The sequence below is a fragment of the Tunturiibacter empetritectus genome, from assembly GCF_013410875.1.
Lineage (GTDB): Bacteria > Acidobacteriota > Terriglobia > Terriglobales > Acidobacteriaceae > Edaphobacter > Edaphobacter empetritectus.
The window spans coordinates 2,656,563-2,680,135 of the sequence record NZ_JACCCU010000001.1 but is presented as its reverse complement, the minus strand read 5'-3'; the positions used below and the strand labels follow the sequence as shown (position 1 = coordinate 2,680,135).

Here is a 23,573-nt window from a genome sequence, read left to right as displayed (position 1 = left end):
GAAGATTCGTTTGGGATTGAAGGAGGTGTTATTTGTGTTCGACCTTCTCGAAGACAATTGCGGTGCTGTCGTAGTCGCCGATGAGATGAAGGGAGATGCCCGGTCCCATGAGTTCACTACCGGTCATCTCCTGCGGCAAGCCTGGCGCTTTTAGTGGATCGAGTGGTTTGACCCGGTAGAGGGCTGCCGGCTCGAGTCCCTGAGCGCGAAGAGTTTGAAATGGTTCTCCGTAGTGTTGCGAGTGCAGAAAGGCGAAGAGTACTGCCTGATGGCCATCTTCGGCGACGTACTCGAGCGCTGTCTGCTCGCTGGTCTCAGGTGCGATGAGACGATACAGCGCGCCTTGCTGCACGGTGGAGCGGATGGTTTTGTAGAACGCTATGAGATTTGTGGCGAGAGCGGATTCGTCAGCCGTCCATTTGGTGACGTCGCTTCCGATTCCGAGAGCACCAGTCATAGCGACCGTAAAGCGGAACTGCAGCGGGATGATACGGCGGTCGAGGAAGTTTGGGACGTCGGTGACCCACGCCACCATGACTCCAAGGGTGTAGGCGTGGGAGAAGCCATCCTGGATGGAAAGGCGGTCGAGAGCATCGGTGTTGTCGGAGGGCCAGACCTCGTCGGTGTAGCGGAGAATGCCGAGGTCGACGCGGCCGCCACCGCCGGAGCAGGACTCGATCTCGAGCTTCGGGTGTCGTTTGCGCAGTTCGGCGAGTATCTCGCAGAGGTTGTTGATGTAGCGAACATAGATCTCCTTCTGCTCCGGCAATGGCACTGCATCCCAGCCCGGCTCGGACCAGTTGCGGTTGTAGTCCCACTTGAGGAAGGCGATGTCGTTCTCGCTTACAAGCTTGTCCAGAAAGCTGAGGATGTACTGCTTTACGTCATCGCGGGCGAGGTTGAGCACGAGTTGGTTGCGGGCTTCGGTGCGCGGGCGGCCAGGGAAGTTCATCGCCCACTCGGGGTGCTTGCGATAGAGATCGCTGTCCGGGTTGATCATCTCGGGTTCGACCCAGATGCCGAAGTCCATGCCGAGTTGATGGACGCGATCGATGACGGGTTTGAGGCCGTGGGGGAACTTCGTCTGGTTGACGTACCAGTCGCCGAGACCGGCGTGGTCGGTGACGCGCTGGCCGAACCAGCCGTCATCGATAACCATGCGCTCAACGCCGAGGCTGGCGGCCTTTTCGGCGAGGGCCAGCTGGCCGGCTTCGTTGACGTTGAATCCGGTTGCCTCCCAGGAGTTGTAGATGATGGGCCGTGGTTTGGGATGCGGTGCTCCGGGCAGAATCTGCTGTTGCTGGAAGCGGTGAAGAATTCGCGAGGCTTCGCCGTGTCCTTTGCTGGTGTAGCCCGCGTAGAAGATGGGGGTTTTGAGAGATTCCCCCGGACCGAGAGGATAGGAGAAGTCAAAGTTGTTGTAGCCGCCCGTGATTTTGACGCGATGGCTGAAGGTTTGTTCGACGTCTATCTGCCAGCTCCCGCTCCAGCCGAGTTCGGCGAACCAAACGGGGCCTGCTGTCTCGGTGGTCTCGCCGGTGCGTCCGATGGCGAGCCATGGATTGGACTGGTGTGAGGTGCTGCCGCGGCGGCTTTCCAGCACGCTGTGGCCAGGCACAAGGGGGACGGTGTGCAACTGCCACTCGGCTCCCCAGCGGCCACTTAGTGAGCTTAGCTCGTAGGAGGTACTTGGAGGCAGGTTGAGGGTTGCGGAGGCGGCTTGTTCTACCGTGATGACTCCCTTGGTGCGATTTTCGATTTGAGACCAGCGAGCGAGAATACCTGGCGCGTACACCTTGTAGAAAAGATGGACATAGACCTCGGCGAGGCGGTCACGGAGTGTGATCTCCAATTGATTGCCGTTGGGGCCGTCGGTCTGTTTGCTATCGAGATAGTCGAGGAGGAGCGAACGGTTGCCGTCCGGGAAGCTGATTTTGAGGGCGGGCTGCGTCGGTATGCCGCCACCCCAACCGGCGTATTCGAGTGGGGTGGCCGACACGGAAGGATCGAAGGAGGCGGCCTCCGGGTAGGCTTTTGGCGTGGCTGGAGTCGACGGCCCTTCTAGGCGTGGACCCCAGTACATTGTCTGGAGACCGTTCTGATCGTTGACCCCTATTTCGTAGGTCATCTCACCTGCGGACAACTGCCAGACGCGTGTAGCAGGATCGTAACGAATCGCAGACTGAGGGAGCGCAGCCCCTGAGGTCACTAGCGCCGCAAGAAGAACGAGGTAGACTTTACGTCCAGGCAAGAAGAGCTCCTTAGTTTGGAGAGTCAAAGTATCTGCGCGGCGCAGAGCGCGGGTTCGTTCGATCTTGTCTAATGTACGCGCATACATTGCAGGCTAGCAATTGTAAATTTGTGGATGCTACAAGGGATCGTGCTTGCAATTCGCGTTTATATGATGATGGTTGCTACGCCAAGTCGAGAAATGCAATTCAAAACAGGGCAAACGCGATTCACCTTCCTCCTGAAAGAGACGGAGTTATAGTTGCAGTCAAGTACATGAAGAACCCCACTAACAACCTGTTTGAGACGAGTGCAGCGAATTCACCGAGGGTAATATCGCGCGAATTACTTTCTCACGCCAAAATGGGCGCTGCTAGTTGGGTTCGTGGTGTTTTGGTGGCTGTCGCTGTGCTTCTGTTTGTTGTCTCCCTTGACTTGGCATTTGCGCAGCAGATCTCTGCTGACGTGACGGGGGTTGTACAGGGAACTGTCCATTCTCCAAACGGTAAACCTGTCGACGGCGCAGTCGTGAGGCTCGAACAGAAGGGGGCTCATGCTGGTATCGAGATTCAAACCAACGCAGATGGCACGTTCGCGTTTTCGCCCATTCAACCGGGAATATATCGGCTGAGCGCGGAGAAACCGGGATTCCGTGGCCGCGCTGTAACTGTCACACCATCTTCAAAGGGCACCCAACAGAAGGTTGATCTGGTCCTAGAAGATGGAGGTTCAGGCCAATTTACGCCCGGGACAAACTCTTCGTCTTCCGGACAAGCTATGGCGTTCGCCGACAAACCGAACTTCACCGTTGCGGGAGTGACTGATTGGACGGCGGTAGGGGGGCATGGATCGGACTCTATGCTGCGGACCAGCGAAGCTCTCGCGAGTGAAACAGTTACGCTCAAACCATGGGATCAGACAGGCAGTATTGGAACAGCTGATGCTGCTCCTGTTAGAAAGGAGATTGAAGGCAAGTTGCGCTCAGAGTTGAAACATTCTCCGGGAAGCTTTGAAGCGAACCATAAGCTTGGTGAATTCTATCTTCGAACTGGCCGGTACGGCGAATCGTTAGCGCCTCTACAAAATGCATATCGGATTAATCCGGAGAATCTGAAGAACCAGTACGACCTAATTCTGGCTTATGACCGGAGTGGTCGTACTGCGGCGGCCCTCGATCGCGTCCATGAGCTACTCAAGCAACATGGGAACGGGAAGCTATATCGGCTTGCGGGTGAGTTGGATGAGACATCAGGCAATCCTCTAGCCGCCGTTCATGAGTATGAGGAGGCGGTCCAACTGGAACCCAGTGAACAGAATTATTTTGAGTGGGGTTCTGAGTTGTTAATTCATCGAGCTATTTGGCAGGCACAGGAGGTCTTTCGCAGAGGCAACGAAACCTACCCTAGGTCGGCCAGAATGCTTACGGCCCTGGGTGCGGCTCTCTTTGCCGGCGCGCTGTACGAGGAGGCGGCCGCTCGCCTGTGCCATGCTTCTGATCTTGACCCGATGGACTCTGAGCCGTATATGTTTATGGGTAAGATGCAGATTGTGGCTCCCGATATATTGTCGTGTGTTGAGCAGAGACTGGCACGGTTTGTAAAGGAGCAGCCTGATAATGCTCTTGCCAACTATTTTTATGCGATGGCGATCCTAAAGAGGCAGCACTATTCGGAGGAGACCCAGACCATGAATCAGGCCGAGGCGCTGCTTGCGAGAGCTGTCTCTATCGATGCAAAATGCGGCGACGCTTACCTCCAGCTCGGGATACTGTCTGCGTCTCGATCCGAATTTTCCGAGGCGATCGATTTTTATAAAATGGCAATCGAAGGGGAGCCGCAGCTGGGCGAGGCCCATTACCGGCTCGCGCTAGCCTATGACCGAGTCGGTGAACGAGCGAAGGCCGAAGAAGAGTTCAAGCTTCACGATGAGATCAAGAGTCAACAGGCAGAGGCCATTGAGAAGAAACGCCGCGAGGTTAAGCAATTCCTCATCATTCTGCCAGATCAGCCCGTTCCTTCGACGGCACGATAAAAGCAAGCAGACTGATCCAGCGCTTGTCGACTGCGCATCGCTGATGAGAACCGGTCACATCTCCCTATGTGGAGCGCGAGGTGGAGGAGGGCTTGAAAGTTGCGACGATTCCGTAGCCTTCGCGGATGGTTAGTATCTGATTCGGTTTGACCTGCAGGAATCGTTCGATCTTTTGCGTCGTCGGCCACTTGACTTCAATTACATCCACTACTTCGGCCTTGCCCAGACCGAAGTGAATGCGCAGATCGCTCTGCGACATCACGCTTGTACCGCTATGGACTTCGTCCATTTGTATGTGCTTGCCAATTATGACCCGCACACGAGCTCCGATTGCGGTGCGATTGCACTTCACGCCAAGTAGTTTGATCTTGATCCAGTTTTGTTTGTTGCCTCCGTTGTTGCGAAGGAGTGATGGCAAATCGTTCATGTTAAGAATCAGCACATCCATGTTCCCGTCGTTGTCATAGTCTCCGAAGGCCGCGCCCCGGCTGGAAAAATGTTCGGCGATGCCGAGCCCCATCGACGACGAAACATCCTTGAAGCGTCCATTGCCAAGGTTCTTGTAAACCAAGCGCGGGTTCTTGAAGGTCTGATCGAAATGGTAGTTGTCGATCTCGGGGTAAACGTGTCCATTTACCTGAAGGATGTCCTGCCAGCCATCATTATCATAGTCAATAAAAGCGCATCCCCATGCGACATAGCGGTTATTGATTCCAACCCCAGAGGGAAACGTAACATCGCTGAAGGTTCCATCGCCGTTGTTGTGGTAAAGGTTGCAGGTGTCGTCCGCGAAGTTGGTCTTGAAGATGTCGAACCAGCCGTCGCAATCGTAGTCGGCGACCGCGACACCCATTCCGGCCTGCTCATGGCCGCTATCGCTGTAGGCGCAACCGGCGATAACGGCGACATCGGTGAACGTTCCGTCGTGATTGTTCTGGAAAAGAATACTCGGTTGTGAGTCCACCGCAACATAGATGTCAGGCCAGCCGTCGTTGTCGAAGTCGTAAGAGACGGAGGTTATAGAGTATCTCGGGCCGGGTTTCAGGATGCCCGACTTTTGCGAGACGTCGGTAAAGGTGCCGTCTCCATTGTTGTGATAAAGAATGTTCGTGTCGCCAGGAAGGCCGCGGGGGCCGCACATGATGGGCACTCCCTTCCACTGACAATAGTGCGTATCGTCTGCGGCTGGAATTGTCTCCGGATTCAACTTGAGATAGTTACAGACGAAAAGATCGAGGTGGCCGTCCCTGTCATAGTCGAGAAAGGTGCAGCCAGCGCCCCAACGGAACTGTTCCTGATAAAGGCCGGCATGATGAGTGACATCAGTAAAGGTTCCATTTCCATTGTTGTGGAAGAGGATGTTATGCCCCCAGAACGTGCAAAATAGATCGTCCCATCCGTCGTTGTCGTAGTCGCCGATGCAGACGCCGGTCTGCCAACCGGTGACGCCCAGACCTGACTTCTCGGTGACATCAGTAAACGTGCCATCGCGATTGTTCTTGTAGAGATGAGATATTGGTGCCTTTCCAACGGGCCAATGGGCATCCAGTCGATTCCCATTGGTGAGATAGATGTCCAGCCAACCGTCGTGGTCGTAGTCAAAAAAAGCCAGCCCACTTCCCTTGGCCTCGATAATGGAGCGCTTGTGGTCGATACCGCCCCACACATTTGGGATTGTCAATCCGGCTTGCTGCGCGACGTCCACAAACTGCACTGGGGGCAGGGGATTTGATTTGGCGGCTTGGATCAGCGTTGGGTCTCTCCATTGCCAGAGCGGAGTGGTTAGCGCTTCCATCAATGGGGTGCCAAGCATAACAAGAGATGAACCGAGGAAGCGACGCCGGGGAAGATTCATAGGTTGCGATTATAGAGGGACAGGATTGGTTGGGTCGGGGTTTGAAACTTCGATTAAGGCACTTCGTTCAACATCTCCGTGGCGTGTATGGCGCTCGGGTTCTCAGGCTGAATGCGGAGCAGATCCTGCAAAACCTCTTTGGCTTTTTTCCTGTCGTTGCGCAATGCGTAGAGCCGAGCAAGATTGAGATAGGACTGGTCGAAACTTGGGACGATGCGGATGCAAGTCTTGAACCGCTCCTCTGCCTTCGCGTAGTCCTGCTCTCTCACGAAAAGAACGCCAAGGTTGTTCAGTGCTTCAGGATAATCGGGACGCAATCCGACGGCTTTTTGCAGATAATCCGATGCGTTTTGCATCTCGCTTTTCTGTGCGTAAAACATACCGAGACTGTAGTTGATTTCAGGATTGTCGGGTTCAATTTCGATCGCGCGGTTCAAGCAGTTCTGTGCCTTCTCCACAGCGCCCTGTCGTCGGTACACATTTCCCAAGTTCAAAAGAGCAATGGCATAGGTTGGTCTGAGGAGTAATGACTGTTGAAAGTTCTGGATGGCTTCGTCAGGATGGCCTTCCTGGGCAGCCATCATTCCAAGATTGTTCCACGCCTCGGGATAGTTTGGACGCAGCTTCAGCGTTTGTTGAAGGTATTGGCGTGCCTGCTTGAAGTCATTTCTTCGCAGGCTGAGTGTCCCCAGGTTGTAATAGCCTTCCGGATCATCCGGTTTTGCGGCGATGACCTGCTTGAATGACTCAGCGGCCTGTTCGAGATAACCATGCTGAAAGAGCGCTACCCCGTAAGTAAAGTCATTGCGTTGAAATCCGCCTTGGTAGAGCACTCCGCCTAGAGGCATCGCCTTTTGCATGCGACCCGCTGCCGTGGTTGGAACAGACCTTACATCCTCGAGGAGACGCTCGGCGCTAAGCAGTCCCTGATAAACCTTGACGATCATGCCGTCTCTGTCCAGCAGGAAGGAGGTTGGAATCGCTAGGTCTCTGCGACGATCGAACAAGTAGCGATAGATGATGTTATAAATTCCCGCTATCTCTACGGTTGCGAAGACAAGCGGAAAGGAAAATTTCTCTTGCGCCGCGAATGACCGAGCTTTATCGAGATCGTACAGTTCGTCGACGCCCATTGCGAGGATCTTCAGTTGGCTTGCGGTGAAGGCTGACCAGTGATGATTAAGAAGTCTCAGCTGGTCGGGACAGAGCGGCGCTGTTGTTGCCCAGAAGTTGAGAAGCACAAAGTTACCGCGTAGAGCTTGGAGACTTCGCATGCTGCCCGTGAGATCAGGTAGGGAAAACTCTGGCGCCATTATGGGTTCAATGAGCCACGTATCAACCTGTGATGGTAGAGGCTCTAACGTCGGCGGGGCGCCTGCTTGTGCCAAGGAAGGGTTGGGGGCGGCGAAGGGTTTGGCTATAAATGCGGGGGCACCCTCTTCGATTTCGATCCGGTGGTTTACTGGTAAATTCTCGAATTTTTGAGAAAGCCCACTCGGCCAACAGATCGTGACGCTGGTCGGTCCCTCCGACTTCCCAACCCCAAAGAACACCTCTTTGGAATGCTGAGCCAGAAACCCGGAGCCTGCTTGCAGATACTTTGTCTGACTGAGGGTTCCAGCTTTGACCGTAATCGCAGTTCCGATCGCATCGCGATTGCTTTTGGTGCCTCGTAAACGGAATGCAATCGAGGCGCCGATATCTTTCATCACATTATGAAGGATCCGTAGCTGGGGGGCGTTGCGGTTTTTGAGGATGAGCTCCAAACGTCCGTCGTGGTCGAGATCGGCGAGGACGAAAGAGCGGCCGTCCTCTGGGAAGTCCAAACCGAGCGCACCCGAAACCTCAGAAAATGTGCCATCGCGGTTGTTCCTGAAGGCTACATTTCTTTCATGGCCGCTCCATGAGGTGTCCGATCGAATCAATTCGTTAAGAGCGTTCCAACCACGCTCGTAGGCCAAAGCGGGGACAGCGTCTTCGGGAGACTTCGCAACCACTTGCCGCCAGAAAAAACTGCTGAGATCGCTTCGCTCTGATTGACGCTCAGAGGCGGAGATGTACCCATTGGCGACATAGAGGTCAGGGTAGCCGTCATGATCGAAGTCCCACAGATCTGAGCACCAGGCCCATCGGCCCATCTCTACTCCGGCTCGCTGGCTGATGTTTTGAAACTGCCCATTCCCTTGATTTCTGTAGAGCGCATTTCCCCGCGCGTGCCGCTGGTAGAGTGCGCGGATTTCTTCCGAAGCCTTTTCCTGAAAGTGCATTTGCGTTGAAACCCTTTGGCCCGCCGCCGACCACATATTGGCGACATAGATATCTTGATTTCCGTCGTTATCAAAATCGGACCAGCAGGCACTCATCCCTGCTCCCACGTCCTCAACGTTGGCCGAGCTCGAGACTGCGGTGAACGTTCCGTCTCCGTTGTTCCGATACAAGTTATTGCGCCCGAAGTCATTGGCCACGTATAAATCGGGAAAGCTATTAGAGGTGGATTCGCCCCAGGCGCACGCGAAACTGTATCGGTTGTTATCAACATTCAGTCCTGCGGCTTCGGTATTCTCGACAAAGGTACCGTTCCCCTGATTGTGCAGCAGGCAATTGGCTGGGCCATTCCGGGCGTCGAAGTAGGGCACTGGATAGTGATACTGATCGAGGCCCAGGTAATAGCTGTACAGGCAAAAGTAGATGTCGAGAAGTCCGTCGCGATCGTAGTCGGCAATCGCAGCATGTGTGAACGATCCCTGAGGAAGACTCGTAAATTGGAAGGCGTCGCGCTTGATCGCAAACGTTCCGTCCCCTTTATTTAGGAATAGCAGGGGGCCGCTCCCGCAAACCACCAGAAGGTCCTGAAACCCGTTATTCCTAAAGTCGGCGAACAGAGCGCATGCGGTATTGTCCAGCACTCCGACTCCGGATCTTTCCGTTACGTCTTCGAAGGTGCCGTCACCCCGATTGCGGTACAGGCGGTTCGGCAGACCTGCCGGCTGACAGACATAAAGATCGTCGAATCCATCGTTATCGAAATCCCCCGCGGCTATGCCGTTGTTGCCGTAAACGTCGATGCCGCATGCGCCATCCAAGACCGTACGCCAATAGTCGGACCCGCGAAGCATTTGCTTTGTATACGATTCCGTTCCACCGAAAGATTCATGGGTGACGTCAATGAAGACGGGCCCGTCAGTGACGCTCAAGATCTCTTCCGTAGCCTCCCATCTTTGTGCCTTCCAAGTTTCCAATGCGTTCCGCGATTCGTCGTAGGACCACTCGGTGCGCCACGATCCAACTCGCTCCTCGCGCTGTTGATCCTTTCGACTGGCGACGATGTCATATCGGATATCCAGACGAACCGTAAGGGGAGCGCTCGAGACTTCCTTGATATCAGTGATTTCGAACTCTGCGGTTTCCACGCACGAGAGCTGCCCTAGCCATCTTTGAACCTCCTTGAGAAATCGCTCACGTCCAGGGACAACCTGGGACGAAAACTGTCGCTTCACGACATGTATCGCATCCCCTGAGCCTAGCCTGATCTCTTTGGTGGGAGCCAGTGGCGAGGCTTCCACGGAAGAATCCAAGGAGCTGGCTAAGGCTGAAAGATCATTGGCTGATGCCTCGAGGGCTCGGCTCCAATGATTCAGTTGTGACCCGATTTCAAAGGCGTATTTCTCGGTGATGTACTCATCTGAACCCGGAGGAACTAGACGGAGAACATCTTCCAATGGAGATTTTTGGGGATAGTGGGGTCTGAGCCTTAGGTCGGCGTAGGAGAAGTTTGAAGCTTGACTTGGGAGGGTCTCCAAGGGGGCGAGCAGGAATGAAGATGCATGGAAGGCAACTGGACGGAACAGGACAGGTGCTAAGCCTAAGCTCTTGAGGAGCTTTCGCCGTGAAAGAAAGTAACTTCCGCTTTTGCGATGCGACATTTAGGGTAGGTCCGTGTAGATGGCAATGTTAGCACCGGGCAAAACACAGCTGGGATCGTGCCTCGGAAACACAACTCACCGCGGAAGAAGCCCATCTATCTGCAGACGGCAGTCTCAACCTTTTGGTTGACAATAGTTATCCGGTTGTACTAAATTCCTCCCGTTGACAAATGTAAACGCTTACTTTTATCCGGAAAAGCTTTACGTGTCTATTCAATAGCCTTTCGGGTTCGGCGAAGCGCAATGACCATGGAACGAAAAAATTGAGGTAATTCGGATGGCTTTTGATCGCAATGCTATGAGCTGGTATAGACGTTTCGGCTTTATAACCCTTTCATGTTTGTGCCTTCTCCTGGCTCAGACCCAATGCGTCTTTGGGCAGGTCGACGAAGGAGCAATCAACGGCACGGTCGTAGATGCCGCAGGTGCGATTGTTCCGAATGCTCACGTGACCTTATTGAACACGGACCAAGGGTTGTCTCTGGAGACCGTTACGAACAGTGCCGGTGTATATATCTTTTCGCCGGTCAGGATCGGCAACTATACGATTACGGTCACGAGCCCGGGGTTTTCTACAACCTCGCAGAAGAATCTAGTGGTGGCTGTCGGACAAAACCTGCAGGTAAACGTTCAACTGAAGCTAGGCGAAGCGACGACAACGGTTGAGGTGACGACTGCGCCGCCGCAGCTGCAGACGGATGAGTCGTCGGTTGGGCAAGTGGTAACTGAACGCACTATTAACAGCCTGCCTCTGAATGGGCGCAACTTCACGTTTCTCGCGCAGCTTGGCGCGGGCGTGAATTCATCTCAGGCGGACACACGCGGAAATGCAGCCTCTGGAGCGTTTACGGCGAATGGACTGCGGCCCGCGCAGAACAACTACCTGCTGGATGGAATCGACAACAACTCCAACGCGGTAGACTTCCTGAACGGAACGAACTTCGTCATTCTTCCTCCGTTGGACGCGATCCAGGAGTTCAAGGTACAGACAGGAGACTTCAGCGCTGAGCTTGGCCGTGCCGCCGGCGCTGTTCTGAACGCCACGATCAAGTCCGGCACCAACGGTCTTCACGGCGCGGTCTGGGAGTTTTTCCGCAATGACAAGCTTGACGCTGCAGACTACTTCGAAACCAAGAAAGGCGAGTTGCGGTTCAATCAGTTTGGAGCCACCATCGGCGGCCCAGTCATCAAGAACAAGATCTTCTTCTTTGGTGACTATGAGGGCTTCCGGCGCGTGCAGGGTAATACTCAATCGGGTGTGTCGGTACCGTCCGCTGCAGAGACGGGCAGCGGGTACACCAATCTGGCTGACTTGATCAGTGGGCAGTCGGGCCCTGCACGCACAGACGATGTGGGCCGATCAATACCGTTTGGTACGGTTTTAGATCCCGCTACGACGCGAGCGGTTACAGCAGGAGCGCTTGACAGCGTATCGGGCTTCAAGGCGACTACTACCGGGTATGTTCGCGATCCGTTCGGCACATGTGGTCCAGGAACACAGACATTTACGCTCGCCGGTTGCAACTTGAACCAGATTCCTGCTTCTCGCTTAGACCCGAACGCAATCAAGCTGCTTAATCTCTTTCCGGCGCCGACCAGCGGAGGCTTCTCCTCGAACTATGTGACGAGTCCAAAGCTCTACGAGCACCGCAACGCCTTTGACGTGCGCGTGGACTTCAATCCTGAGCCAAAAGACCAGATCTTCGCTCGCTTCAGCTATGTCGACGACCCACAGTTTATTCCTGGACCTTTCACGGGCATTGCCGACGGAGGCAGCTTCCAGCAGGGAGATCAGACGGCGAAGTCCGATCAGGCGGTCTTGGCTTGGACCCATGTGTTTACCCCGGAGATTGTGAACGTTGCGCGAGTTGGCTTCAACCACCTGCACACCACTCGATTCGGACCATACGGCAATACCACCGGCATCCCAGCCTCGTTCGGAATTCAGGGCGTCCCGCAGTCGCCTGAGAACGGCGGCCTTCCAACCATTTCCATCAGCGGCCTCAACAACCTGGGAAGCAATGACTTCCTGCCGTCCGATGAAGTCAGCCAGACCCTCCAGATTGTGGACGACTTTACGAAGATTTATGGAAAGCACAGCTTTAAGATGGGCGTTGAGTACCAGGATGTACACTTCAACACCCTGCAACCGGCGTACTCGCGCGGGGAGTTCGACTTCAATGGCAACTATGCAGGCGTCCCCGGCCAGGGCGGCGACCAGACCGGCCGTGCGCAGTTTCTCCTGACACCAACAGCGGCAACCTATCCGAATGCAGGCGGGGTGGGCTTTGTTGGAGGAGCGAACGAGGTCCATGCTTCCAATATCAGCAAGACCTATGACACCAGAACCTATCTCGCTCTCTATTTCCAGGATGACTGGAAGGTTACTCCCAAGATGACCCTTAACTTAGGGTTGCGCTGGGACTACTTCAGCCCCATCTCCGAATCGAATGGCGCTCAGGCCAACTTTGTTCAAAGTGGTCCACCCAATGGCGTACCGACGTACCTGATCCCGGCGTCAGGAAAGGCAGATCGATCACTGTCGTCTACCGCCAATAATCCTTCTCTCAACGGGGACGGCTTTATCGACCTGTTGGCGAAGGACGGAATCAAGCTTGAGGAGACCAATCGATACGGGAAGGCACTTGTCCAGACGCAGAAGAATAACTTTGCGCCGCGCGCGGGCTTCGCCTACCAGATCAACCCGAAGTTTGTGATGCGTGGAGGGGTTGGACTTTTCTACAACGCGTTTGAGAACCAGGGTTACGGACCGAACATCGGCGAGAACTATCCCTTCGTCTACAACTTCGACTACAAGGGAAACGGCAGCGACTCCGCACCCTTCGGTGCTGGTCCCAACCCCTATGGCACGTGCGCAACCTCACCGGGCGGAAGCGCCCCGATCGGCACCGGACTCAGTTGCAGTTCCTTTACTCCTCTTGCAGTGAACGCCGCAGGCTTGCAACTTCAGGGGCTTCAGTTCAAATCAATTACGCCAGTTACGCTAAGTGCTAACTTAACCTTCCAGTATGCGATCACTCCCACATTGTCCGCGCAAGTCGCCTACGTCTTAACGGACGGCAACAACTATCTAGCGGGTGTCGGCAGCAATCATGTCTCTCAATTTCTGCCGGCGAACGTAAGCACAACTCCCTACGTTCCATTCCAGGATTTTGCGCAGAATGCGAGCTACCAGCAGACACTCGGGGTTAGTAACTACAGCGGTTTGCAGACCAAACTGGAAAAGCAGTTTTCCAATGGGACGAGTTTTCTGGCCACCTATACTTATTCGAAGTCGCTCACGGATGCTGCCGACCTGTTGAACGGCGGCAGTACAGGCAACTCAAACGGCTACCGCGCGATCGCGATCCCTGGTCTTGGGCCCAGATTCGATTACGGTCTGTCAGACTTCGATATCCGGCAAGTGGTCCATTTGAGCGGCAGTTACCAGTTGCCGTTCGGCAAGGATAAGAAGTTCCTGGCCAACTCCGGGAAGCTCGCGGATGCGGTCGCCGGAGGGTGGAGTCTGAACTGGATCACGACGCTCCAAGGTGGGCAGCCTATTACGCTCACTTGTCCGACGCAAACTACCTCCGGAACCTACTGCAACGATGTGCAAGTGCCCGGACAGAGTCAGAAGCTTGGGTTGCACAAGGACTCGAACGGAAAACTTAGTTGGTTCGGAAACCCGTTGGCCTTCCAGCAACCCTGTCTGCTGGGGCCAAATGGTCCCATTGTAGGCACCCCAACAGGATGTTTCCCTCTAACGGGTAGTGCTCTTTTGGGTGCCGGGCCGTCAACTACGACGGGGCCCGGATTCCATCGGCTGGATCTCTCGGCGTTCAAAGCATTCCAGCTTAGTGAACGATTCTCGATGCAGTTCCGAGCTGAGTTCTTCAACATCCTGAATCATCCGAACTTCAATTCTCCTAACTTCGGCGGTAACGGCGTGACAGCGATCGGAAATTCGGGCAACTTTACCAGTTCGACTTTTGGCGAGATCGGTTCGACTCGCGACGCCCCTTACGATCCGAGGCAGATTCAATTCGCTCTCAAGCTGTACTATTAATCTGAGTTGAAATACGCGGGAAAGGCGCCTCCAGCGGCGCCTTTCCCATATTTGTTTTCCAGGGTGCTCAATTGCGCGTATCGTTGTACTTGTACGGCGATTCCAGAGGTGGACTGTGAGCAATAGGCCCCGGTTGCGGCTCGTAGTTCTTGGTGGCTCGCTTCTGGTTTGCTCGGTATTTGCGGTGGATGGCTCGGCGGCCCAAGACAGTCGGAGCCAGGAGCTGGATCGCCAGTTTCAGTTGGCAGTAGCCCAATACCATGCTGGAAAGTTCACGGAGGCCGGTGCCCAACTGGAGCGTCTCTTACCGAGTGTGCCGAAGAACTTTGAAGTTCACGAGCTTCTAGGCCTGACCTATGCTGCACAGTCGCGGGACGAGAAAGCTGTGAAGCAGCTGGAGATAGCCGTACAATTGCGACCGGATTCGGCGACTGCGAGAACAAATCTGGCGACGGGCCTTTTTAATTCAGGGAAGCTCGTACTAGCTGAATCACAGTTTCGTAAGGCGCTCGATCTCGAGCCTCAGGAGTTTGATGCTAACCACAACTTAGCTGACTTCTATCTTCAATCCAATAGGATTGCGGATGCTCTCACTCTGCTTGAGCGGGCACAGCGAATTAATCCTTCCTCGTACAATAACGGCTACGATTTGGCTCTTGCCTACGTTCTCACTGGTAGATTAGGCGATGCGCGGCAGCTAATTCGGAGCATTATGCAACAAAAGAATACTGGCGAACTGCACAACCTTCTGGGTCAGATCGAGGAGAAGGATGGAAGATATGTGGAAGCGGCGAACGAGTTCGAAGTTGCCGCTCAAATGGATCCGAGCGAGGACAATCTGTTTGCCTGGGGAAGCGAGCTTCTTCTCCACAGGACGTATGAGCCAGCCATCGACGTCTTCCATCAGGCTAGCCGGCATTATCCGAATTCCCCACGTCTACTCATCGGGTTAGGAATGGCCCTATATTCACAGGGCAGGTATGCGGAATCGATCGAAGCTTTGCTTACAGCAGCGGATCTCGACCCTACCGATGCCCGATGTTATCTGTTTTTATCCAAGTCGTACCTTAGCTCTCCCAATCAGGCGGATGATGTAATTGAAAGATTTCGGCGATATTCGGAACTGCAGCCACGCAACGCGCTGGCGCAGTATTATTACGCTGTTAGTTTATGGAAGGGGAAACGGCTGGAAGAAGCCAGTGTGGATTTTCGGGCGGTGGAGTCTTTGCTGCAAAAGGCGATTGCGTTAGATGGAACACTCGCCGACGCGCATTTGCAATTGGGCATTCTGTACGCAGATCAGCATGAGTTGTCAAAGTCGCTTCCTGAGTATCGGCGGGCGCTGGAATTGAATCCTAGTCTTCCAGATGCTCATTACCGTCTCGGCCAGTATTATGTTCGCGCCGGACACAAAGACCGGGCACGGGAGGAGTTCGCCCTCTATCAAAGACTGGAGGCGCAACACATGGCCGCGGTTGATAAGGAAAGGGCCGAGGTCCAGCAGTTTGTGTATTCGGCGAAGTCCGGCTCGGGAACCAAGCCTTGAATGCCGGCGTCAGCGATCGATGTCGAACAAGAGAGAAGAAGTTGCGCATGATCGAAGTTAGGAGGACATAAGGTGGATTTGAGTTGAGGGCATCATCGTCATCCAGCGAGGCGACTCTTGTCCGATCTCGAACTGCACAGCGTCTTAGTCGCAGCAGGCGCGACTTCCTGCGCAGTACGGCTGGATTGGCGCTGGGAAGTGCGCTGATGGGAAGCAGCCCCTTTGTGTATGGAGAGGCTGCGGCAAAGAAGCGGAAGATCATTGTCATTACGTTTGGTGGAGGTGCTCGGGATCAAGAGACATTCGCTCCGGAAGGGCAGGAGAATATCCCACACATGCTCCACGAACTGGCTCCGCAGTCCAGTTTTTTCACGCATGTGACAAATCAGGGGATATTGGGCCACTATGTGGCGACCGCAAGTCTGGCGACCGGCGTTTACGAAACGCTCAATAATTTTTCGGCGGTTCCGCCTGAACATCCTACGGTGTTTGAGTATTTTCGCAAGGACCTGAATCGCCCGTCGTCGAGTGCATGGGTGGTCGCGCCCAGCAACGGGTTTAACCGAATTGGCGAAAGCAACTATCGTTCCTATGGTCCCGGCCTGGGAGCGAAAGTTATTTTACCGAAGCATCTACTGAGTGCGGCAACATCCGGCGCGGGTGCGGATTTCAACCATTTGCTTCGTGACAATTATGAGACACCGCTATATGCACCGCAAATTGGAGGCGGCGAATTCGAACTGCAGCAAATGGAAAGAATATTGAAGCTCTCGGTAGATGATTTCATGGTGCACGCACGAACTGTCTCGAGCCCGGATGAGCTTTCCGTATATATTGCAAAGCGTCTGATGCAGCAGGAATCTCCAAGTTTGCTTTGGATTACGATGCACGATATCGATGTCGCTCACACCGGCGCTTACTCGCTCTATATTGAAGCAATTCGGCGCACAGACCGTCTTTGTGCGGAGCTTTGGAAAGCGGTTCAAGCCGAACCCGAGTATGCGGGTAATACGACGATGTTTATCCTGCCGGATTTTGGACGCGATGCCGACGAGGATGCCGGCGGGAATGGATTTCAGCACCATCGCACGGGTGACGCAGCGTCACGCACGACGTGGATGATGGCTCTGGGCACAGGCGTTCGACAGGGAATGGTGTACGATCGTCCGCTGCAATCGATCGATCTTGTCCCCACTCTCGGCGCAATGATGGGATTCTCGCCGAAGCTGTCACAAGGCGCGCCGATCCACGAGTTGTTATAGGGTATGCTGCCAAGGGACCTCAAAGCCGAACAGTTTTTTGGGTATCCGCCCGAGGCAAGAAAGCTCGTCGTGGCTCACCTGGAATCACTGAAGCAACTGCCGCTGAGCTTCGTGCCAAGCTTACTACGGGAGGTCATTGAATACGATTACAAGTTTCCCGCAGAGCATGCGGCAATCGATCGGGAACTTGCTGCTCTTAGTTCTCTAACGCCCGCGCAGGTCCATGAATGCTTTCAGGCATTCTGGCAACTTTCTCTATCCGGGAAACTTGAGAGCCTTGATTGGATCAACCAGCCAGCCCAGTTTGTCGAACAGTTATCGGCATACCTTTGGACAACTCATCAACTGGATGCGTTCAGGGACGCAGCGATCGCTTACGGCAACCGTACGCGCATAGGAACGGCGGCGCCCCAACCAAATGCCATGCGCAGACTTGGAGTTGCGGTTATCGGGCAAGGCGTTGTGTCTTACGACGAGCCTCTGTTCCGTAATCTGCGCGAGCACGGAACTTATTTTAGGCAAGTCAAGCCGGAGAACGGAGTTAAACTTCTGCTGGCCGCGGTTGAAGCCAGGGCAAAGGCATATCCGGTTCCTTATGGACATTGGTATGTCGATGGAGGGCAGGCAGCGAAACACAGCCCATTGCTCACTTGCGTGTTCTTTCAGGAGCTTGAACCCGTACGCGCCGCATTGCTAAAAAATATTCAAATGGAGATTGGAAGACCGGGAATGGGCCCTGAGGAACTGCGCACACACATGGCGCGTCTATCTCCAATGGACCTCGGTCTCGACAAAGGAGGAGAAGAGGTGTTGCAGCGCTTTCAGGTGAAGCTGCTCACAGAGGGTTCTGGTACCCAGATATTCAGTACGACCTTTGTCCAGTGGACGGCGCGCGAAGCTTTGCGAAGGGCGCAACCCCTCACCTTATTTGTGCGTTTTGCCCCCCGGCAACGGCAGAGACCAATGAATGAGCTGATGTCCGGTAGCGAGAGCAATCCCGAACTCGATCTCAGGGGCTCCTTGATTGATGCGGATATGGGCGCCTACTATCATTGGATCAACCAGCAGCGACTCCCGGGATCTGAACAGTCTTCGTTTTTGGTTTGGTTTGAGGACCACGGCGAGGCCCTCGTGATTGCTCCATCACTGCCTAGGGGCACAGAGTCGAACTCGATGCTTAGTCTCGCGGAGTTGCTTTCAGTTGTCGGATGATCGCCGGGCAATCCTGACTGTGAGGCGTTGTACGGCCCAAGATTCGAAAGCGGCTCCGAATAAATGACGCCTTGAACGACCAGCTTATCTTTAGGGCTAAGCCCATTTCACTGCAAGCAATTTCCGGGCACAGCTTGATGATGTGCACGTAGCTGGACCTGATCAGAGCCTGGGAACAGAATATTTCTCTGCTCCCAAGCTATCTTCTTTCGACAGTTAGAACTCCGCGCGGAAGGTGAGTTGAAGCGAACGTGGGCTGTTGGCAGTGCTGCCGACCGTTCCGAAGCCAGCATCGTGCGGGTTGTTGTCGGGATTGCCGAAGACGTGGCGGTTGAAGGCGTTGAAGGCTTCGGCACGAAACTGGAAGGATACGCGTTCGGTGATGTGAGTCCGCTTGATCAAGCCGAAGTCTTCTTCGAGATAGCCGAATGAGCGATCGTCGGACTCATAGGCGGGTTTGTCGCCGAAAGAATAGGAGGTAGTTCTAGTGACATTGGCGTTGGGATCGCTTACGCCGGCAGGGTTGTACCAGAGGTTCGATCCTGCAAGTGCGGGGTTGAACGATCCATTCCTTCTGGCGGTTGAACGCAGATTCTGGCCGGGCACGAAGTTGTAGCGGATGCAGTTGTCGTATCCGGGGACCCCGGTTGCGCAGCCGAAGCCGAGTGGCTGGCCACTTTGGTATCTTTGGATGCCGCTGACTGACCATCCGCCGACAAGGTAGTTGACTACGCCGCCGCGGCTCAGGAAGCTCTTGCCCTTGCCGAAGGGCAGGTCGTAGATGTAGCTAATGACGAAGATCTGGGGCGTATCCTGCGGCGAGATAGCCTTTTCTGCTTTTAGATTGAGTGGGTTCTGAATGCTCGCGGTGTAGGAGCCCCCGAGGCTGCCACCGATGATGTTGCCAGTGTCCGTGAGAATCTTGGACCAGGTGTAGGAGGCGAGGAGATTAAGCCCATTGTGATAGCGGCGTTCCAGCTTAGCAGTTAGCGCGTTGTAGGAAAGCTGGCCGTGGTTTTCGCCGTAGGCGCCGGTGTTTACCAAGTGATATTGAGGGAAGGGTCTGAGAGCTTGCGCGACGGTTCCCTGAAAGCCTGCATAGGGGGCGGCGACTCCGTCGACTGGAGTTCCGGAGCCGGTGAAGGAGTCGGTAAGCTGAGAGCCGAGGCCGAAGTTCTGTTGCGGAAGATTGTTGAGGTAGAGCAGGTTGGAGCCGAGATGAACGCCGCGCTCGCCGAGATAGCCGAGGGTAAGGATTAGGTCGGTCGCAAACTGCTGCTGAACGGTGGCGGTATAGGTCTGATCGTAGCCGGGCTTGCCGAAGTCGCGGCGGGTGTAGTTGACGTTCTGGCCGTTGAGCTGGCTGCGGTCGAAGCTTGGAGTGGAAGGGATTGGAGGAACTCCGAAGGCTCCTGGATTGGCGATTCCGGGGCTGTTGAGCGAACCGGGATCGAGCAGTTCGCCAGCGGTGAAAGGGTTAGCGTTATTGTTTACCTGGCTGATGGAGGAGTAGCCAGCAGGCACTCCGCCGTAAATCTGTTGCCATTGGAGGATGGGAGCATTGAGGCCGCTGTAAGCAGCGGAGAATACGGTCTTGTGATCGAGGGAGCTTGGAGACCAAGTGATGCCTACGCGTGGCTCGATGTTCTTGTAGTAGACGTTGGAGTAGCGGGAGCTGAAGCCATCTTTACCGGCACCGCTGCCGGCGAACTCCAGTGCCCCGGGGGTGTTGGTGCCGGCGGCTCCGGTGTTGACGATGTCGGGATTGAACTGGGAGCCGAAGTTGTGTAGCTCTTTGAAGGGAAGGTCCACATCGTAGCGAAGTCCAAGAGATAGGTTGAGGTCCTTATTCATTTTGAACTCATCCTGAACGTAGGCGGCGCTGTACTGGCCTACGTTTCGGATGGTGACGAAGTTCTGCTTGACGGTGGCCTGAGCGACCTGCCCTAGGAGGAAGCTGGCGAAACCGTCTCCGCTGTTGGCGGTGGTTGTAGCGGTTCCGGCGGTCTGTGCGCGGCTGAAGACAAAGCTGCCGCTATCCACGCTAACGAAGCTGGAGATGGAGACCGCATAACGGTACTCCCCACCGATAGTGAGGTTATGCTTGCCTTTGGTCAGGGAGATGGCATCGCTGACGTAATACGAGTTGTCGGAGATCTTTGAATTGAATCCGTTGTTGTTTGGATCGACATAATCGCCGAGATTTACCCGACTGCTCTCATTGCCGGACACGCCATTGAGAATTATGCCGGGAAAGTAGTTCCCGGTGCCGCCTGGAAGTCCGACGAGCTGAGAGTAGTCTTTGCCCTGCGATGGCGTGATGAAACCTTCCTTGTTGAGTACGCGGGTGAATGCGATCAAGGCGTGGTTCAGTACGGTTGGCGAGAAGATGTGATCGTATCCGACGCGGACCAGGTGAGTGGGAAGATCCTGAGAGGTGAGAAACGAAGTAACTGGTAGTTGGAACTGGGGAAGATTGTTGTTGTTCCGGACGTTATCGCGCACGTTGTAGGAGACGAACACTTTGTTGTTCTGTCCGAAAGCCTGATCGAAGCGAATAGATTCGGCAGTGCTAATGATGGGATAGGTTCCGGCGAAGACGAAGTTATTAGTAAGGGCGCTTGAGGCCTGCGGAATGTAGGCTGTGATGGCGCTGGCGACTGGGCTCAGCGGAGAGGTGATGATGTTGTTGGGATAGGCGGTGCGGCACTGCTGGCCATTAACGGTCCGGGTAGTGGCCGGGTTGAAGACCTGTCCGGCGAGGATGGGAGTTCCGTCGCAGGGATTGATGATTTGGTTGTTGTTCGCGTCGAGTACGGGGGCGCCGAGATTGCCGGAGAAGTCGCCCTTGAGGTTCGCCGGGGTGGGGAGAGTTATGAGGTTCGAATAGCCTTGAGTTTGACGGAACTGTTCCCACGCGAAGAAAAAGAAAGTCTTATCGGTTCCATTGTAGAGATGCGGAATGCGAACTGGGCCGCCAAGCGCGACGCCGTAGTTGTTTTTGTTGTCGGGCGGTGTACCGTTGCTGGAGTTGGAGCCGTTCTGACCCTTATTCAGATTGTTGAACCATGTGTTGGCGTCAAGCGCGGTGTTCCGATAAATCTCGAAGGCAGTGCCATGATAGTCGTTGGTGCCGGACTTTGAGGCGTAGCTCTGAATACCGCCTGTGGTTCTGCCATACTGCGCCGGGATACCGCCGATGAGGACCTTGAACTCGCCCGTGGCTTCGACGGAAGGAAGGATCTCGTTGGCAAATCCGTCCCCGAAGCTCTCGACTTGTAGGCTAGCGCCATCGAAGAGGATTTCGCTGCCGAACGCTTGGCCGCCTGAGACGCCGCCCTCGAAGGTGCCTCCACTCGTTCCTGTGCCGTAGGTGGCGGGAGTGAGGAAGACGAAATCCTGCGAGTTGCGGATTGCGGAGCCATTGGTGGATAGTGGCAGATCTAAAACCTGCTTGGGAGAGACTACCGTTCCGACGTCGGCGCTTTCGGTTTGGACCTGGGGCGCGTCAGCGTTGACCGTCACTGTTTCGGTCTCCAAACCGACAGACAACACGACGTCGAGTGTGGTCGTGGACTGGATTTGAACGGTAACGTTGGTCTTCTCGAGCTTGCGGAAGCCGCGAGCTGTAATCGTGACGTCGTAGCCGCCGATTTGGAGGGAGGGGAAGTGGTAGTCCCCGGCCGAGCTACTGACAGTAGTGGCCGACTGCCCGGTGGCAAGGTTGCGCGCCACGATGGTGGCTCCGGAAACGGTTGCACCACTGGCGTCTGTGACAAGCCCTGAGATCGCGCCCTGGTTGGACTGTGCTCGCGCGTAACCGGCGATGAGCAGAAGAGAAACGCTCAGCAGACCGAGGAGAGCTTTAAGTTTCATTGTCGTTCGCATTTCTTGTAAACCTCCAAAATTGGCAGTCCCTTGCGGACCTATACGTCATGTCATGGAACCTAGTCGGCCTGTCTGTCCTATAGCGCGACACTTACCGAATTCGGATGGAAATACTACGTTTCAGTAAACGCTTACTAGTTCTTTTTCAAACGCGGTCATCCTATTAGGTCCAAATCGGAGATGTCAATAAAAGAATTTATTTTTTTGTCATTCTTTAGGTGGATTGATTAGGTTTAGGTGCAATTCGAGGTTCAGCCTGCACGGTTGGGCATTGTGGCTAAGCGACCGTATCTATAATGTTCGGGATGAAACCGCATGAAATATTTCGGCGCACGTTCATTCGCTTTCAGGTCTTTTCAGAAAATCTTTACTCGCAAACGTCGTCAGCTAAAAGGAAGCGCAAACTCGCCCTTTTGAAGATCGTCGTGGACAGAAGGGAGACCTATTTGGGATGGATTGGATTCCTCGCTTTTCTGCAACTGGCGATTTCGGCGGTGGGGCAAACGCTCCCAGTACGGATAGGCTTGCTTGAGTTGAATGGATTTTCAGGTTCTTGGGTGTTGTATGGAGATCGTTACGATCAAACCAGCGGCAAGGAGGCAAGAGCGGAGAATTCATTGCAGCAAGCACGGGATCAAATAAAACGATCTGAATTCGCTGCTGCAGAGCAAGTCCTGCGAACATTTTTGCAGCGCGAGCCTGCTTCCGCCGATGCACTTTATCTGCTGGGCGAGGTGCTGATGCGTAGAGATCAGCCGAAGGAGTCGCTAAGAGTTTTCACTCAGGCTGCTGCAGAACGCCGACCTACGGGCGAAGAGTTGCGCCTGGTTGGGCTGGACTACGTTCTGCTACAGGATTACGCCGATGCAATTCGATGGCTGAAGCAGGCGACGGATCTCTCTCCGGGCGATGCGGATACCTGGTACAGCCTGGGACGCGCGCAGTACAGCAAAGGAGATTACGGCGGAGCTGAGACGTCCTTCCGGAGGGTGCTTACCTTGGATAGCCGCAGCGTAAAGGCGGAGAACAATCTGGGGCTTACACTTGCGTCTCAAAATCATCTGGAGAAGGCGATGGAGGCGTATCGTAAGGCCGAAGCGCTACAGCAGGGCTCGGCGTTACAGAGCGAACAACCGCTACTAAATCTTGGGCTGTTGCTACTGGATCGAAATCAGCCGCAGGAGGCTGCTGAAAAACTAGCGCGGGCAGCCGCGATTGCTCCGTCGTGTGCGCAGTGTCAAGAGGCGCTTGGCCAGGCTTTGCTGGCTCTCAACAGGCTGACGGAGGCGGAAGCGGCGATGGAGAAAGCGGTCGCGCTGGAACCGAAGAATCCGCGGTTCCACTTTGTGCTGGGGCGCGCCTACAAGCAGAGCGGCGAGGTGGAAAAGAGCAAAATCGAACTGCAAAAGAGTGCAGAGCTATATGGTTCTCATTCCACTACGGCGCAATAGGGATAGGTGGGTTGGTTTGATGCGCTGGCGGCGACTGAATCGGATTTGTCTTGGTGGGGTGGGCATAACCGGAGGCATAGCTGATGTCCTCGAAGGTTCCGAACTGA

10 protein-coding genes and 1 pseudogene are annotated in these 23,573 nt (G+C 54.8%); 6 read left to right on the top strand and 5 right to left on the bottom strand.

Going from position 1 to position 23,573, the window contains the following annotated elements; translation table 11 throughout:
- Window positions 1-28 precede the first annotated feature (28 nt).
- On the bottom strand, window positions 29-2,251 hold the full coding sequence (locus HDF08_RS11205; RefSeq protein WP_257030977.1) for an alpha-galactosidase: 2,223 nt from the start codon (window positions 2,249-2,251) through the stop codon (window positions 29-31).
- 254 nt (window positions 2,252-2,505) lie between these two features.
- On the opposite strand from HDF08_RS11205, the gene HDF08_RS11200 reads away from it, so the two are divergent.
- Window positions 2,506-4,260: a carboxypeptidase regulatory-like domain-containing protein gene (locus HDF08_RS11200; RefSeq protein WP_257030976.1), complete on the top strand. Its 1,755-nt coding sequence runs from the start codon at window positions 2,506-2,508 to the stop codon at window positions 4,258-4,260.
- 64 nt (window positions 4,261-4,324) lie between these two features.
- Here HDF08_RS11200 and HDF08_RS11195 read toward each other — a convergent pair whose 3' ends face one another.
- The 3 genes and pseudogenes from HDF08_RS11195 to HDF08_RS22150 all read right to left on the bottom strand — a co-directional run.
- Complete coding sequence (locus tag HDF08_RS11195) at window positions 4,325-6,115, bottom strand: CRTAC1 family protein (protein WP_179638540.1); 1,791 nt, start codon at window positions 6,113-6,115, stop codon at window positions 4,325-4,327.
- A gap of 53 nt (window positions 6,116-6,168) precedes the next feature.
- Window positions 6,169-8,751, bottom strand: a complete 2,583-nt coding sequence (locus HDF08_RS11190; protein ID WP_353070426.1) for a tetratricopeptide repeat protein — start codon at window positions 8,749-8,751, stop codon at window positions 6,169-6,171.
- 60 nt (window positions 8,752-8,811) lie between these two features.
- Window positions 8,812-9,231: pseudogene (locus HDF08_RS22150) on the bottom strand (FG-GAP repeat domain-containing protein); the annotation flags it as partial.
- A gap of 1,147 nt (window positions 9,232-10,378) precedes the next feature.
- On the opposite strand from HDF08_RS22150, the gene HDF08_RS11185 reads away from it, so the two are divergent.
- From HDF08_RS11185 to HDF08_RS11170, 4 genes are all read left to right on the top strand, one after another.
- Window positions 10,379-14,107 (top strand): TonB-dependent receptor, encoded by a 3,729-nt coding sequence (locus HDF08_RS11185; protein WP_257030973.1) that lies wholly within the window; start codon window positions 10,379-10,381, stop codon window positions 14,105-14,107.
- A 115-nt stretch (window positions 14,108-14,222) separates the two neighbouring features.
- Complete coding sequence (locus HDF08_RS11180) at window positions 14,223-15,653, top strand: tetratricopeptide repeat protein (protein WP_373563155.1); 1,431 nt, start codon at window positions 14,223-14,225, stop codon at window positions 15,651-15,653.
- A 206-nt stretch (window positions 15,654-15,859) separates the two neighbouring features.
- Window positions 15,860-16,915, top strand: coding sequence for a hypothetical protein (locus tag HDF08_RS11175; RefSeq protein ID WP_257030972.1), 1,056 nt, complete (start codon window positions 15,860-15,862; stop codon window positions 16,913-16,915).
- A 3-nt stretch (window positions 16,916-16,918) separates the two neighbouring features.
- A complete protein-coding gene (locus HDF08_RS11170; protein WP_179638536.1) occupies window positions 16,919-18,127 on the top strand; it encodes a hypothetical protein in 1,209 nt (402 codons plus the stop codon).
- A gap of 216 nt (window positions 18,128-18,343) precedes the next feature.
- On the opposite strand, the gene HDF08_RS11165 is transcribed toward HDF08_RS11170, so the two are convergent.
- The gene (locus tag HDF08_RS11165) at window positions 18,344-22,003 is read right to left on the bottom strand and encodes a carboxypeptidase-like regulatory domain-containing protein (RefSeq protein ID WP_179638535.1); all 3,660 of its coding nucleotides are present in this window, start codon (window positions 22,001-22,003) and stop codon (window positions 18,344-18,346) included.
- Between the two features lie 458 nt (window positions 22,004-22,461).
- Between HDF08_RS11165 and HDF08_RS11160 the strand changes: the two genes are divergently transcribed.
- Window positions 22,462-23,466, top strand: a complete 1,005-nt coding sequence (locus tag HDF08_RS11160) for a tetratricopeptide repeat protein (protein WP_179638534.1) — start codon at window positions 22,462-22,464, stop codon at window positions 23,464-23,466.
- The last annotated feature ends 107 nt before the right edge of the window (window positions 23,467-23,573 follow it).

Excerpts from the sequence above, each read along its gene's own strand:
- HDF08_RS11200 (WP_257030976.1), top strand. The coding sequence starts at position 2,506 with ATGAAGAACCCCACTAACAACCTGTTTGAGACGAGTGCAGCGAATTCA.
- HDF08_RS11195 (WP_179638540.1), bottom strand. The coding sequence starts at position 6,115 with ATGAATCTTCCCCGGCGTCGCTTCCTCGGTTCATCTCTTGTTATGCTT.
- HDF08_RS11175 (WP_257030972.1), top strand. The coding sequence starts at position 15,860 with ATGGGAAGCAGCCCCTTTGTGTATGGAGAGGCTGCGGCAAAGAAGCGG.
- HDF08_RS11170 (WP_179638536.1), top strand. The coding sequence starts at position 16,919 with ATGCTGCCAAGGGACCTCAAAGCCGAACAGTTTTTTGGGTATCCGCCC.
- HDF08_RS11165 (WP_179638535.1), bottom strand. The coding sequence starts at position 22,003 with ATGAAACTTAAAGCTCTCCTCGGTCTGCTGAGCGTTTCTCTTCTGCTC.